Genomic DNA, 13,027 nt, shown 5'->3' with positions numbered 1-13,027 from the left:
GCTTCTTTTTTTGTGGCTGCAAAAAAGAATTTTTGGATAAGAAACCGAGTTTATCGGTTATCGTTCCGACAAAAATTTCAGACTTTAGGGCCTTAATGGATGATCCCTATATTTTCATCTATTATGGTGTTCCCATGTTGGGGACGATATCATCCGATGATTTTGTTGCATCCGATGATATTATTGGGATATTGTCAACAGCAGAACGGGGTGCATATCTCTGGGAAAAAGCTATGGATGGAAATGATAATGACTGGTACTATGGCTATCAGCAGGTTTTTAATTCAAATTTAGTATTGGACGGATTAGCAAAATTAAAAGAAGAGGATACTGGGAGTGTAGCCTATCGTAATCTGCAAGGTACAGCACTTTTTTGGAGATCATTTGCTTTTTTAAATCTGCTGGAAGGATTTGCAAAACCTTTCAATAGCAGTACAGCCAATCATGATCTTGGTATTCCTTTGCGGACAACTTCGGATGTCAATGCAAAATTTGATCGTGAAACTGTGCAGAAAGGATTCGAAAAAATTGTTACCGATCTGAAGCAGGCCGTAGATCTTTTGCCTAACGTAGAGAAACATAAGACCCGACCAACGCGGAATAGTGCATTAGCATTATTGGCACGTGTATACTTGCTAATGGGTGACTATGTGAATGCAGGAGAGTACGCCGATCTAAGCTTAAAGGAAAATCATGCATTATTGAATTATCGTACTTTGAATCCCCTTGCGACAAGACCTTTTCCGCTAGGTTTGAGTGGTGATAATCCCGAAATCTTACTGTATACATGTATGACGCGCAGTATTTTTCTTCAATCAACCTTAATTGGAGTAGACCCTAAATTATTTGGGGAATATCGCGATGGGGATCTCAGGAAGGATTTATATTTTGAAGATAGCGGATTGGGATTTTACAATTTTAAAGGGAGCTATACCGGGGATTCGGAATATTTTGCGGGTTTAACTACGAGAGAACAATTTTTAATTCGAGCTGAATGCTATGCGAGGTCAGGAAATGTGGATTTGGCGATGGCCGATTTGAATGCATTGTTGGTAACGAGGTGGGATGATCGTTTTGTCAATCTAAAGGCTAGATCCAAAGAGGAAGCTTTGTCAATGATTCTTCAAGAAAGGCGGAAAGAGCTGATAGGACAAGGTTTAAGATTTTCGGATCTTAGACGTCTGAATTTGGACCCGGAAAGGGCGGTGACCTTGACAAGGAAAGCCAATGGTCTAGACTATAGCTTACCTCCCAATGATGATAGGTATGTTTTTCTGATCCCATTTCAAGAAGTCCAGATGACCGGAATTACACAAAATATCAGATAAAAAAAGAAGGCGTATTGTAAACGCCTTCTTCTGTTTTACTACGTTGTGGTTTAACTATTGATAGTTTCCTCGTACGATGAGTGTTGCGCCTGGATTGGCGGAAACATCGTTTGAAGTGGTTTCTGGCATCGATTCAAACTCACCCGAACAGATTTTGTTGAGGTTTGTTTGACATTGTGCGCTTCCAGGAGCGGGTGGTGTGTCATGCCATTCGCTATCGTAAAAATAATAGCGTTGCGATTGTTTCAAGGGATTGTTAGTTGCGAATACAAAACCTGTACCTAAAAGTACTGCGATCAATGCAAGGTTTAATTTTTTTGTTTTCATGATGATTGGTGCCTTTTTGCTAAAAAACACAAAACTTTAAATTTATAATTTGTTTGTCTGCCGAATTGTTGATGGGGATCGACTAGCTGCTCTACGCTTCCCCTTTCCGATAATGATCTTCTTACGTAAAGTGATCGGGGGCTTAATCATACTGTTTGCTCGACCTCCTTTCTTTAATTAGATATACAAATCCCAAAATCGCTATTCCGAGAAAAAATAGATTAAATACAAAATGGGCTTTCCAGCTGATGGTCGTAATTACGCCGCCACAAATACAAGGAATGTGATCAAAATAATCCCGTAGGATCAATAGAATGTAAAAAGTGAAAATACTGAGTAGACCGAAGGAATAAATAAATCCAATCTTTCTATACCGTTCGATATAAAGAAGTATTATCGCCACGATCTGCGAAAGTGGTAAAAGATAAAATAGTACCGCCGAAACCTCCGGGCGAAAAACCTGATTATCCAATTGATAACGAAAGAAATTAAGGTCAGCAAGTTTTGATAATACAGTATAGACAAACAATAGAATGAGCATAGCCGCTGATACATTTGAAACTGACAAGTTAAATTTGACCCATTGCATAAATCTGTTATTTTTATTTACAGATTTTATACCTGTATTTATTATCGATTTAGAATCTTTCATATCATCATCCTTTATTTGAAGCTAAGTTACACTGTTGTAAAGAGCATGCGTTAGGCCAACTTTGATCGAGCGATATGCCAAGTTTGATCAGCTCTTAGTAGCCTTCATAGTCTGAAAGCAGATAGGGGTAGCCTTTTGGAAAATCATCATAAACATGGAGGTAGGCCAATACAAAAGGGCATACCCAGCGCCGGTTGAGTAGGTCGACAATTGACGATAGGTTAAGCGGATCAATGTAGGAGCTGTCATAACGCTCGAGGATTTCGCTGATATCGGATTTAATCTGCTGGCACCGACTATCTTTTTCTTCGTAGTCTAGATCCCCATACAAAATCGCCCAATACATATCTTGCAACTCTACAATGTAAAGTAATTCACCATGCCAATAATCCAGCTTAAAGCCATGTTTTTTTAGAATTGTGAACAAAAGTTCCAGACAGTGATGTACGTCCATCTCATCTAGATAGGGGGGCGGAATGGCAGTGAAAGCGATATTAGCCCATTCTTTGTCGACCTGATTATTGACATAAGCCAATTGGATCATGATGCCTTCACATTGCACTTCGTCAAAATAGTAAGCATCGAACTCATGGTCTCGGTAGAGAGCAGAAGTAAAGGTAATTTCAATCAATATGCTGGATAGGATATAGAAGAGCTCCAGATGATCATTGCCAATTGGAGGAAAGGTGAGGTAGAGGTATTCATCAAAACTGAGCGCTGATTCGGAGCTGATTTCCTGATCCGTTTCTGATCGCCTACAATCGATCTCTGTGGACGGATAATCATCCACATGGAGAAATTCGTGGTAGAACTCATAGCGACAGACCATAAGCTCCTGATGGAAGGAACTTTCTCGCCATCCTTCCGGAGCCAACAAGGTCATCAGTTGCGGTACGGCCTCATAAGTATCTTGAAGAATGGCTTGGGTGATTTTAGTGCCTAGTTTTTTTTTGTTGTTGTTAAATTTCATGTTTAAGTTTATCGGTTGTTTTTAGCGTTTGAGATTTTTTTCAATTTCGGCCTTAAACTGTAATGCAGTTTTGCCGGTCAACTTTTTGATAAATCGGTTCAGTTCACTCGGACCGCTAAATCCGGTCTCATCTGCGGTAGCCCCCAATTTATCATGTTCCACGATGGTTAATTGTACGAAGGCCAGCAAGCGCATATTGCGCTCGTCCTGCATGCTGATACCGTAAAATTGATGGTATCGGCGGCTTAGGCTCGCTGGATCGACAGCTAGAACCTCAGCAATTTCATGGATACGCGTCTTCGCGCCTTCATGAAAGACGATCACTTCGAGCAGTTCTTTCGCTTTCTGTGGGAGAGGAAGGATCGTATCCTCTATCTCGATAAGCTTAAAACGGCTGAGATGAACCAGAAAAATTAAATATCTGAGCAGGATATGCTCGTTGTTGAGGGTATTGGGGTTAAGCTTGCCAAATAGGATGCGCAGATATTTGATGGTTAGCGGGCCTACCCTAAAGTCTGCACTTTTAAGTGTTGCCGCCGACTGTTCCTTCCTGGCTTGTATAAGATGTCTGATAAAAGAGAATTGCTGTAGGACAGGTGGTCTGAACATGCCCGCATCGACAATAAAGCCAATCAAAATGTGGTGGCCGACCGGCAGGTGTAGTTTGTAAATGCCTTTAGCGAGGTAAAAATATGCACCTTTTGCTTCTGATAGTTCGAAGGTAAAAGATTGATCCATACGTTTGCCGTAAATATGCCCTGTGCTTAACTGGGGATAGATGAGATGCAGGTCGTTCATCGTCATCTCCACCTGGAGGTCCATTGCCTCGTTGATCCAATACTCGTAATAATAGAGGTAAGCATACCGCCCATCGAAGATCTGCTCGCTAATCTGGTTGTCGGTAGATTGCCAATGCATTTGCTCTGCATTGCGGATGGGGTAACTCAATGTTTGCTGAGGTTGGTTGACTGCGCTAAAACCCTCATCTAAAGAAAATTTGTAAGTTCTTTTCATCTCGGTTATATAAATAGTTAAAAGATGATTTTATGAAGTTTAATTGGAGGGAGCCAAATATAATTGTACATGACTTGTTTTTTAATGCAGTTGACGGAATTAAATTTCAGATGACATTTTTTGATTGTGGATGACAGATCTAAGCTGTATTTGAATTGTAATTGACATTAACCGGTATATGTACAATTTTTTTTGAAAGGATTTATTTGTTCTAACATATTTGCCACCGTCGGATCCGATATGGAGTAGTCAAGTGTTCGACAAAGGGAAGGTACAATCCTTTGAAGGACCAATTGTAAATCAAAGATAGTATGAAATGAAAATCTTGAAAGATCAGGTATTCAATGGCATAGATCAGGCAATGGAAGCGCAGCCTATTTTACAATGGGATGAGCTGCAATCTTTTATTTCCGGTGAGATCAAAGATGAGGAAAGTTGTCCCATCTTAACTTTCTAATTCGCGCAGCCAAATACCCTTGAGGGAGGAATGAAAATAGGGATGTTTTCTTCCTCCCTTCAATAAATCGCCTTAAATGATATATTCAGAAGACAACCATAGCTGGAGCTATGCGATATTTTCGGCGCATCTGCACCGCTACATGCCCCGATTGAAATGGGAGCAACACCAATTTATTTACCAACAATGGTGCAATTATCATTTGCCCAAACCCTTGCATTCTAATCTGATTTGGAATACTGACGCAATAAAAACGCTACCTGAAGCCGAACCCAGTATTTTGGTATTGTATCACTTGGGGATGCATGCCTATATCCCCCAGGTACTAGCTGAAAATAACATCCAGTTCGATATCTTAATGGATAGAAAAGTATTTGCAAAGCATCAGGAAGAAATGTCAGCACTTCGTGATCTATGTCATGAAAAGGGGACATCACACAGTTTTTTGATGAGCGACGATCCAAGTGTACTATTGAAGGCCAGGACGACGATGCGTGCGGGGAGACACTTGCTGATATTTGCCGATGGAAATAGTGGAACTAAAGATACGCTGGAGAGAAAACTTAAAGTTAGTTTTTTGGAAAGCTCTATCTATGTACGCAAAGGTATTGCTGTACTGAGTTTTTTACTTCAAATGCCGATTGTCCCACTATCCCATTCCGTCAAAGACGGCCGCTATTACCTTTTTATGGGGGAAGAGATTTTTCGATTGAGCCACGAAAGTAGAGAAGATTATCTATTGCGCAGTATGGAATTGCTGTTTCAATTCTTAGCCAATCAAATCAAGGATGAACCCTGGCGTTGGGAATGCTGGGCATATCTACATGTTCTCAATTGTTATAAAATCAAAACATATATAACGCCTAACTTTAGTTTGAAACTAGCAGAAAATATGCATGTTCAACTCGAAGAAAGGAATGGAATATTTAACAGAAAATATTTTTGTTACCAATTTGTATAAAAATATTTTTTTAACTTAAACTTGTTAAGTAAAATGACGGGTTGCCATGCGAAACATACTTCATTTAGCATATCAAAATATGCTTGTTTTTGCTTTTATGTTGACTTTAGTTGGGTTGACAAATTTGCTATGGAGTGAAGAAGCTATTCCCTTTATCCAGATTGTAATCGCTGCATCTTTGTATGCGGTATACAGTTATGTAATTACTGTACTGTACTTCTATAGCTGGAAAGAAGGGAATAAACGAAGAATAGTAAGCGTAGTGCTGTATCTTCTTATTTCCTTGACTGTTATTCCCTGCATCCATAGCTTAATTTACACGATACTTCCGAAGGTTGATATACGTTTCTCACGTCATGTGCAATCCGCTAATCTTCCAAAGTTTTATTTTAGGATTATCAGTGGATATCTGGTCGCTAATTTATTGGCGGCTGGAGTTTTCTTTCGTTATAGAGCATCGCTGCTAAAAAAGGAAAGAAATGAGCTGAATAAGGACCTGAAACAATTTAGGGAAAGGGCTTTGGGTATTCAATACACCTCGCATTTCCTGACAACGATATTTCTGACAAGCTTTGGTAAAATCTTGATCGACGGGGAGCCATCCGATAAACGTACCAAACGGGATATCATCCAGTTTTTGGGTTATTTGCTGGAAATCGAGAAAAATGGTGAACTCAAACCTTTTGAGGAAGAGCTTGACGAGCTCAATTGTTTCGTTCGACTGCTACAGGATTACTATGGAGAAAGAGCCGTTCGCTATGAGCCTCTAACAGGAAAAGCTACTTATCCGGCAATACCAACAGGTATATTATTCTTCCCGCTGGAAAATTGTCTAAAACATGCGCTGATTTCGGCAGATTATCCAATCGTGTTTACGCTCCTTGGCAACGGGGTAGAAATGTCTTTGTGTTGCACAAACCATTGGGCGCCCAAAAGTGATAAAATCAGCGCTGAAACTGGCTTTGGATTACTGCGCGCGAAACTGGAACAAGTAGATTATGAGACCGTATTGGAGACACAGCAGCAAAATGGGATCTTTTCTATACATATTAAACTAAAATTTTTTGAAAAGAAATGAATAAGCTAAATTACAGGGTATTGATTGTGGACGATGAACCCGACTCGTTGGTATATGTGCTGATGTCCTTAAAAGAGCTTCCTTTTATCAATGAGGATATCGAGATTGTGAATAATCCCGTGCAAGCCATTGAATATTTGAAAGAAAGTGAAGTGGATATTTTGATACTTGATATGGACCTTGGCGATGCCGATATCGATGGAATCAAACTGGCTAAATTGATCCCTAATCCGCCATTGATGGTGGCTTGTTCTGCGCATACAGATTATGTCTTTAAAGCCAATGAGGCCGGTATCTATACTTATTTCAGTAAAAAGATTAGTTTTAACGCCTTAAAGGCGAAAATGGAAGATGTAGTCGAGATGGTCGACAAAAGATTGGATATGAAAACGCGTGATGTAAAAACGCTGAGGGTGAAAACCTTGGATAGCAAAATAATTGATATTGAGGTGGAAGAAATTTTTTATGCCACGGTTAACAATCTTCTGGTTGATATTTTTATGAAGGAGGAGAGCCATCGCTATAGAGGAAGCCTTAGAGCATTACAATCCGAGCTTCCGGTCGCTAAGTTTGCGCGTCCACGACGTAATACTTTGGTTAATTTAGCGAAGGTTGATCTAGTACGCACAGATGAATTATACTTGATGAAACCAAGAAATACTTTTCCTATTTTAATGACGAGATCTTATAAAGAGAATTTTAAACACCAATATGAAGTGTATAGACAAAATAATAAGTAAAGGGTAGGCTGCCCTCATTTCATGGTATCGACCAATGGAATATTTTATGTCACAATTGGATGAAATCGTACAATTGTTGCGAGAAATCAATGCAAAACTATCAGCACACCACCTCTCTTCGGAGTCTGGACAAATGACAAAGTGGAACATTGATGAATTGATGACCCGCATGGCTGTGGTGTCAAGATTAGGTATCTCCGAACGAACCTACAACCGCTGGGTGAAATCGGGTGTACTTAAGCCCATTTATCTGGGTAACAAACATTATTACCGCGAAGAGGATCTACAGGATGCGATCAAGCGGAGTATCGCTAAGGGACTAATTTGAGTCCTAGTGTTTAGTAGGCTGATCTTTTATGAAAAGGTTGGCCTTTTTTCATTCTCTTTTTAATTGCTGATTTATGGCCAATTCTTTACTTGTTGCGGCGCATTGGTTTGGTATTGCTAGTATACTGACCTGGTATTTCCTTACTTATTGATTACCCATACTAGGCTACTTCATTGCTTATCCTTTGGTCTTTCTCTGCATATCCTTTGCTATTTCTTTGCCTATTCTCTGGTATTTCTTTGCCATTTCTCTGCCTGTTCTTTGGTGATTCTTTGCTGTTTATCTGCTTAGACCTTGTCATATTGGTAATGCAGCGGCCTTTGAATGGCCTCAAAATAGCCTCCAACGGACAAGGAATGACTAATCCTGAAGCGGGCGAGACTGTATCGAAACCGCTCGAAAAATACAGTATTTCCCAACCTATAGCTCGGTTTTTATGTCGCCAAAAATGGCATTTTCAGGCAAATGGCGCAAGATGGCGCCATTAGGCAAACGGCGCTTACAAACCACTTTACCTTAGTGTCATGATATCGATATCGTGGCTGCCTGCAGCGCCACATGATGGTTAAATATTTTAAAAAAATAATAGTATGGCAAGATTTATAAAAGGAATTCACGGGGCCTACCAAGGTAAGGTCGGCAACATCGTAGGTTCGTCGTGGCGGGGTATAGACTATGTACGGTCACTGCCAAAGAAAAGTTCAAAGGCAGCATCGGAAGATCAGCTGGCACAGCGCATGAAATTTGGGATGACAACCAGTTTTCTCAAATCCATTAAAGATATCCTGATGCTGGGTTTTTCGGACAGCAAACAAAGAAACAAAACGGGCTACAATGTAGCTTTCCAACAATTTATCAATAATGCGTTTAAAGGGGCTTATCCCAATTTTACGATCGACTATAGTGTCGTGAAAATCGCAAGCGGTGGTTTGGCCGCTCTGGTAGGGTTGCAGACAGTTGAATCTTTTCCGAAGGTATTGTCTTTAACCTGGGATCCGATCGGAAACCGCTTCAATGCGTTTGATGATGATCAGGTCCTTGTGATTCTGTACGACGTAATAGAAAACCTCTTTTTTGCATTTGAAGGTGCAACACGACTTGATGCCGCAATGGATATTACGCTGCCAGACAGCTATACCGGTAAGACAATAGTCGGCTGGACATTTAACATCCATCGGGACGGAGTGATGACATCAAGCAGCCAGTATTTAGGTGAATTTGTGCTCACCTAGCTGTGTGAATTTATGGAGACTGCTCTTTCGGGAGCAGCTCTTTTTTTGAAACGAATTGATTCGATTAGGTAAAATTTAAAAACAAAAAATGAAAATAGTACAAAAACAATTGGTCGCAGATATCGAGGATATCTATTGGCCTTTGACAGGGAGATGGGTACTGGGCATCAGTCTGTTATGTCTTATGGTGTTTTTTATTGCTGCAGGCTTTCTGTTGCAAGCGATAGAGCCCACGGCAGGGGTACTGGATATCGGTATACTTTCGGTATTGTTCTTTGCCGTACTGGCGGCACTATTGATCATCTACTGCTGCTTTTGGTTACAGGAGATCCTCTGGCAGCCTTTTAAGCTCTTTCGTCAGCAATTTAGTGTTCACTTTAATCAATTGACATCATGGCAACAATGCATTATTTATTTTTCGGTTTTCTTTCTGTCGCTGTTCTCTTTCTTAGCCGTACTGGCAATGCTGCTATAGCCGATAAGGAGCAGTCAGGCAGTTATGCTGAGCTCCCAAATACCAGCTCTGGGCTGGAGCAGGTGGATGACCCATCAGTGAAACGCTACGGCAGTTCGGGGGTACGCGAACGCATTGTCGATATTGCGGTACAAGAAATTGGTGTGCAGGAAGCCACAGGCAATAACGATGGCAAGCGGGTCGAGGAATACCTAGCGTATACTGGTCTTGGAAAGGGCCATGCCTGGTGTGCGGCTTTTGTCTCCTGGTGTTATGGCCAGGCGGGCCTTGCTGTTCCGCGCAATGCCTGGAGTCCGGCACTTTTTCCGTTGGCGCGTCGTTATACGGCCCAGCAGATCAACCAGGGGACTGTCCGCCAGGCAGATCTCTTTGCGATCTATAGCTCCAGTCTCCAGCGTATCAACCATGTAGGGATTGTGCGCAAAAAGGAGGGTAATTGGATCCTGACTGTGGAGGGAAATGTGGATAATCGTGTGTTGTGCAAGCGGCGTCCCTTGACTACAATTTATGCGTTTTCAAATTGGCTGGACTGCGTGGAGGGGATATGGTAAGGTATATATATAAGCGGTTACTTTTTTTTATAGTCTTCTTATTTTTCTCTTCCTGTAAACTTTATCAAAGCGGGAAGAAGGAAGATCATCGCGAAGAACGAATTCGGTCAAATTATAATCAGCAAGCGGATGTTCTGTATAGTAGACTGAAAGACAGTCAATCGCGGTATTGGCTTTTTTGGACGGACAGCAATTTCAGCTTTCACCCCGATAGTGGTCTGATTGGACATAGGGGTCAACTGGCGATGCTGGAATCAAAGGTAAATACAGGTACCAAAAATAAGCTTTCCATTAACAGCAGCGATAGCTTCCTGCAGACGCAGCATAAGCTTAACACAGAGAAAAGGAGCGCATGGGGAGGCCTTGATCTTTGGCTCATCGGATTTTTTTTGGTAACTGTTGCTATTGCTTGGAAGTTTCGAAATTTTTTTAAAACATTCTTGCGCTGACAGTGGTTTTTTGGATAACTTAGGCAAGTTAGATTATTGTATTTATATAGGCTAGGTATTGGTTCCCTAGCCTATTTTTTTCTTACTATTTTTGCATTGACTCATTGATGCAAAAAAAATCTAGATCCCGCACAGAATTTTAATATTTTCGTGGGCTTCACGCTGCTGGCTCAGCTGAATCTGGATCAGGTTTTTGGCTCCTATGGAGAGCTTATTTTCCTCTGCCAGCGCCTTGTTGTAAACCTCTCGGAACGCTGCCTCGCCGCGCTCACAATGCTCCAATAAATCTTGCATATTACCTCCCGATAATTTTGATTTGATCACCATCCACAGCCGAAAAAGCTCGCCGCTTAATTTTGTCCGGTCAGTCGCGTATTGGCCAGCAAGCTCAACCAGTGGACTGAGTTCGGCAATAAACTTTTCAGACTGCCCGATCATCTTTCTGAACACAGCTTCCCGGGCACCTTCGCCCTGCTCGTTGGCCAGATCAATAGCCAGCTCGTATCCTTCGATGCGGTCATTATTGATTTTAATAAGGTCATTTAAAATATTGGGGTCATTCTGATTACTTTTCATATGCTCTAAATAGTTGTTTTTAGGAGGAACAACTTAGATTAATCAATAGTTTAGCTTTATTTCTTTTATGATAATAATCTTTGTCTTACAGCTTGATTTCTAGGATATTTAGATTTGATTAATTGGGCTAAAGACGCATTTGGAGCCTATGGTTATAGCGCATCGTAAAAGCCTAATTTTTTTTAAAAACAAACCTTCTGGCTCTTTAAGGAGTTTCTTTTTTTAAAACGATAACAACTTTTAAAAAAATAATTCCTTAAAAAACAAGAACGAAATGGATGTAAAAAAGAAAAATACAAACAAGCTGCAAACGTATTGGACGATACTTAAAAATACCGTATCAGGTTTTATGAATGAAGACTCCATGAAATATAGTGCTTCATTATCGTATTATACCGTTTTTTCGATCGGCCCCATCCTAGTTTTAATGATCGCACTGGCCGGCATATTTTATGGTGCCGATGCTATTCAGGGAAAGGTTTTTGCCGAGCTTAACGGCTTGGTAGGCAATAGTGCCGCCAAACAGATTGAAGAGGTCATTCAAAACCTCCAGTTATCCGGCAAATCCAATATGGCATTGGTGATCAGTTTGGTGACCTTGATTCTTGGGGCAACCACGGTTTTTGGCGATATGCAAAACTCCATCAACAAGATCTGGCATGTGCGCCCAAAACCAAAAAAGGGCTGGCTGAAGTTAATCCAGGACCGGTTGCTGTCGTCGTCGCTCGTTATTGGTCTGGGTTTTTTATTGGTGGTTACGTTAATTATAAATGGTGTGATCCTGGCCTTGACAGGTCAGCTGCAGCGCTACTTTCCCGATATCACTGTGGTGCTCATGAATCTTATCAATTTTGTCATTTCCTTTGTGGTCATTGTGATCCTCTTTAGCGTGATCTTCAAGACCTTACCCGATGTCAACATTCAATGGAAGACTGTTCGCGCCGGAGCTCTATTTACAGCCATTCTTTTTGTGATTGGCCGTTACTTGATCGGAATCTATTTAGAACATTCGGCAACGCAGGATACTTATGGAGCAGCAGGTTCTTTTGTGCTTATTTTGCTTTGGGTATACTATACCGCTGCAATTCTTTATTTTGGTGCTATTTTTACTCGAGAGTACGCAACGGAAATGGCTATTCCGATCGAACCTTCTGAGTTTGCGGTACATGTGGAAACGCAGGAAATAGAGCGGAATGTGGATGAAATTCCACCGGCACCACTCGATCCAGAGGAAACGACCATTGATAAAACGGAGTAAAATCACCGTGAATTTTTTTTAACATTTGATAACATTTTTTTTAAAACGATTCCAGCTGCAGGCTGTTCTATTTATAAAAAACGAAAGGAAAATTATTATGAGCGAATTAACATGGAAAGGTCGTTGGAACGAAATTAAAGGTAAGGTAAAACAGCAATATGCGGATCTTACAGATGATGATTTACTATATGCAGAAGGCAAGGAAGATGAGTTGGTAGGTAAACTTCAAAAGAAAACAGGTAAAACACAAGATGAGGTGAATAGTTGGTTGAACGGTTTGTAGAATAGTGTTTTCGTGTTAAAGGCGGATAGCAGCAATGTTATCCGCCTTTTTTTTAGGTCTTTTTTCTATAAAACAAATAACTGATCAGCAGGCAAAGGTTCACGAGAACAGCAAAGCTATTTGAATAGATAATCGGTACTTCGCTTTTCATTGTGCCGTACCATACCCATAGGGAAAGTCCTATGATTAATGTTAGTAGCATAACCGGAGAAAGGTCATCCACATTCTTTTCCTTTAGCACTTTGATGAGCTGCGGCAGCATAGAAATAGATGTGAGGATACCCGCAATAATACCCAAAAAGTTTTCATTGATCATAAGGACTTCGGTTTTATGTGATCATTACGTTG

18 protein-coding genes are annotated in these 13,027 nt (G+C 40.7%); 12 read left to right on the top strand and 6 right to left on the bottom strand.

Annotated features, from left to right (window positions below):
* Positions 1–32 precede the first annotated feature (32 nt).
* Positions 33–1,328: a RagB/SusD family nutrient uptake outer membrane protein gene (locus tag K2F45_RS19505; RefSeq protein ID WP_248932143.1), complete on the top strand. Its 1,296-nt coding sequence runs from the start codon at positions 33–35 to the stop codon at positions 1,326–1,328.
* 54 nt (positions 1,329–1,382) lie between these two features.
* Here K2F45_RS19505 and K2F45_RS19500 read toward each other — a convergent pair whose 3' ends face one another.
* The 4 genes from K2F45_RS19500 to K2F45_RS19485 all read right to left on the bottom strand — a co-directional run bounded on the left by K2F45_RS19500 (position 1,383) and on the right by K2F45_RS19485 (position 4,291).
* Positions 1,383–1,655, bottom strand: coding sequence for a DUF6520 family protein (locus tag K2F45_RS19500; protein WP_248932142.1), 273 nt, complete (start codon positions 1,653–1,655; stop codon positions 1,383–1,385).
* A 142-nt stretch (positions 1,656–1,797) separates the two neighbouring features.
* Positions 1,798–2,307 carry a MauE/DoxX family redox-associated membrane protein gene (locus K2F45_RS19495; protein WP_248932141.1) on the bottom strand — a complete coding sequence of 170 codons (510 nt, stop codon included), beginning with the start codon at positions 2,305–2,307 and terminating at the stop codon, positions 1,798–1,800.
* A 94-nt stretch (positions 2,308–2,401) separates the two neighbouring features.
* Positions 2,402–3,277 (bottom strand): hypothetical protein, encoded by an 876-nt coding sequence (locus K2F45_RS19490; RefSeq protein ID WP_248932140.1) that lies wholly within the window; start codon positions 3,275–3,277, stop codon positions 2,402–2,404.
* Positions 3,278–3,298: 21 nt separating this feature from the next.
* Positions 3,299–4,291 (bottom strand): helix-turn-helix domain-containing protein, encoded by a 993-nt coding sequence (locus K2F45_RS19485; RefSeq protein ID WP_248932139.1) that lies wholly within the window; start codon positions 4,289–4,291, stop codon positions 3,299–3,301.
* Between the two features lie 316 nt (positions 4,292–4,607).
* On the opposite strand from K2F45_RS19485, the gene K2F45_RS19480 reads away from it, so the two are divergent.
* The 9 genes from K2F45_RS19480 (at position 4,608) to K2F45_RS19440 (ending at position 10,562) form a co-directional block, all read left to right on the top strand.
* Complete coding sequence (locus tag K2F45_RS19480; protein WP_157626165.1) at positions 4,608–4,748, top strand: hypothetical protein; 141 nt, start codon at positions 4,608–4,610, stop codon at positions 4,746–4,748.
* 76 nt (positions 4,749–4,824) lie between these two features.
* Complete coding sequence (locus tag K2F45_RS19475) at positions 4,825–5,709, top strand: lysophospholipid acyltransferase family protein (protein ID WP_248932138.1); 885 nt, start codon at positions 4,825–4,827, stop codon at positions 5,707–5,709.
* A gap of 46 nt (positions 5,710–5,755) precedes the next feature.
* Complete coding sequence (locus tag K2F45_RS19470; protein WP_248932137.1) at positions 5,756–6,787, top strand: LytS family sensor histidine kinase; 1,032 nt, start codon at positions 5,756–5,758, stop codon at positions 6,785–6,787.
* The gene (locus K2F45_RS19465; RefSeq protein WP_248932136.1) at positions 6,784–7,527 is read left to right on the top strand and encodes a LytR/AlgR family response regulator transcription factor; all 744 of its coding nucleotides are present in this window, start codon (positions 6,784–6,786) and stop codon (positions 7,525–7,527) included. Before K2F45_RS19470 ends, K2F45_RS19465 begins: the two co-directional genes overlap by 4 nt.
* Before the next feature lie 34 nt (positions 7,528–7,561).
* Positions 7,562–7,855 (top strand): helix-turn-helix domain-containing protein, encoded by a 294-nt coding sequence (locus K2F45_RS19460; protein ID WP_153847824.1) that lies wholly within the window; start codon positions 7,562–7,564, stop codon positions 7,853–7,855.
* 590 nt (positions 7,856–8,445) lie between these two features.
* A complete protein-coding gene (locus K2F45_RS19455; RefSeq protein WP_075993616.1) occupies positions 8,446–9,087 on the top strand; it encodes a DUF6266 family protein in 642 nt (213 codons plus the stop codon).
* A gap of 88 nt (positions 9,088–9,175) precedes the next feature.
* Positions 9,176–9,562 (top strand): hypothetical protein, encoded by a 387-nt coding sequence (locus K2F45_RS19450; RefSeq protein ID WP_182983865.1) that lies wholly within the window; start codon positions 9,176–9,178, stop codon positions 9,560–9,562.
* The gene (locus K2F45_RS19445; protein ID WP_248932135.1) at positions 9,481–10,113 is read left to right on the top strand and encodes a CHAP domain-containing protein; all 633 of its coding nucleotides are present in this window, start codon (positions 9,481–9,483) and stop codon (positions 10,111–10,113) included. The genes K2F45_RS19450 and K2F45_RS19445 overlap by 82 nt, the downstream gene beginning before the upstream one ends.
* On the top strand, positions 10,107–10,562 hold the full coding sequence (locus K2F45_RS19440; RefSeq protein WP_248932134.1) for a hypothetical protein: 456 nt from the start codon (positions 10,107–10,109) through the stop codon (positions 10,560–10,562). Before K2F45_RS19445 ends, K2F45_RS19440 begins: the two co-directional genes overlap by 7 nt.
* Before the next feature lie 120 nt (positions 10,563–10,682).
* On the opposite strand, the gene K2F45_RS19435 is transcribed toward K2F45_RS19440, so the two are convergent.
* Entirely contained in the window at positions 10,683–11,138 is a 456-nt protein-coding gene (locus tag K2F45_RS19435; protein WP_182983866.1) for a PA2169 family four-helix-bundle protein, read from the bottom strand.
* Positions 11,139–11,412: 274 nt separating this feature from the next.
* Between K2F45_RS19435 and K2F45_RS19430 the strand changes: the two genes are divergently transcribed.
* A complete protein-coding gene (locus K2F45_RS19430) occupies positions 11,413–12,396 on the top strand; it encodes a YihY/virulence factor BrkB family protein (protein WP_248932133.1) in 984 nt (327 codons plus the stop codon).
* A gap of 97 nt (positions 12,397–12,493) precedes the next feature.
* Positions 12,494–12,679, top strand: a complete 186-nt coding sequence (locus K2F45_RS19425; RefSeq protein WP_046675215.1) for a CsbD family protein — start codon at positions 12,494–12,496, stop codon at positions 12,677–12,679.
* A gap of 52 nt (positions 12,680–12,731) precedes the next feature.
* Here the strand turns inward: K2F45_RS19425 and K2F45_RS19420 are convergent, their stop codons facing one another.
* Complete coding sequence (locus tag K2F45_RS19420; RefSeq protein ID WP_248932132.1) at positions 12,732–12,995, bottom strand: SemiSWEET transporter; 264 nt, start codon at positions 12,993–12,995, stop codon at positions 12,732–12,734.
* Positions 12,996–13,027: the final 32 nt, after the last annotated feature.

It is taken from the genome of Sphingobacterium siyangense, from assembly GCF_023277505.1.
In the GTDB taxonomy this organism is placed as follows: domain Bacteria; phylum Bacteroidota; class Bacteroidia; order Sphingobacteriales; family Sphingobacteriaceae; genus Sphingobacterium; species Sphingobacterium siyangense.
Note: the sequence above shows the minus strand (reverse complement) of the source record. Positions and strands in the feature narration are given on the sequence as shown.

Coding starts and splice junctions, on each gene's coding strand:
- K2F45_RS19500 (WP_248932142.1), bottom strand. CDS start 1,655: ATGAAAACAAAAAAATTAAACCTTGCATTGATCGCAGTACTTTTAGGT.
- K2F45_RS19495 (WP_248932141.1), bottom strand. CDS start 2,307: ATGAAAGATTCTAAATCGATAATAAATACAGGTATAAAATCTGTAAAT.
- K2F45_RS19490 (WP_248932140.1), bottom strand. CDS start 3,277: ATGAAATTTAACAACAACAAAAAAAAACTAGGCACTAAAATCACCCAA.
- K2F45_RS19485 (WP_248932139.1), bottom strand. CDS start 4,291: ATGAAAAGAACTTACAAATTTTCTTTAGATGAGGGTTTTAGCGCAGTC.
- K2F45_RS19480 (WP_157626165.1), top strand. CDS start 4,608: ATGAAAATCTTGAAAGATCAGGTATTCAATGGCATAGATCAGGCAATG.
- K2F45_RS19475 (WP_248932138.1), top strand. CDS start 4,825: ATGATATATTCAGAAGACAACCATAGCTGGAGCTATGCGATATTTTCG.
- K2F45_RS19470 (WP_248932137.1), top strand. CDS start 5,756: ATGCGAAACATACTTCATTTAGCATATCAAAATATGCTTGTTTTTGCT.
- K2F45_RS19465 (WP_248932136.1), top strand. CDS start 6,784: ATGAATAAGCTAAATTACAGGGTATTGATTGTGGACGATGAACCCGAC.
- K2F45_RS19460 (WP_153847824.1), top strand. CDS start 7,562: ATGGAATATTTTATGTCACAATTGGATGAAATCGTACAATTGTTGCGA.
- K2F45_RS19455 (WP_075993616.1), top strand. CDS start 8,446: ATGGCAAGATTTATAAAAGGAATTCACGGGGCCTACCAAGGTAAGGTC.
- K2F45_RS19450 (WP_182983865.1), top strand. CDS start 9,176: ATGAAAATAGTACAAAAACAATTGGTCGCAGATATCGAGGATATCTAT.
- K2F45_RS19445 (WP_248932135.1), top strand. CDS start 9,481: ATGGCAACAATGCATTATTTATTTTTCGGTTTTCTTTCTGTCGCTGTT.
- K2F45_RS19440 (WP_248932134.1), top strand. CDS start 10,107: ATGGTAAGGTATATATATAAGCGGTTACTTTTTTTTATAGTCTTCTTA.
- K2F45_RS19435 (WP_182983866.1), bottom strand. CDS start 11,138: ATGAAAAGTAATCAGAATGACCCCAATATTTTAAATGACCTTATTAAA.
- K2F45_RS19430 (WP_248932133.1), top strand. CDS start 11,413: ATGGATGTAAAAAAGAAAAATACAAACAAGCTGCAAACGTATTGGACG.
- K2F45_RS19425 (WP_046675215.1), top strand. CDS start 12,494: ATGAGCGAATTAACATGGAAAGGTCGTTGGAACGAAATTAAAGGTAAG.
- K2F45_RS19420 (WP_248932132.1), bottom strand. CDS start 12,995: ATGATCAATGAAAACTTTTTGGGTATTATTGCGGGTATCCTCACATCT.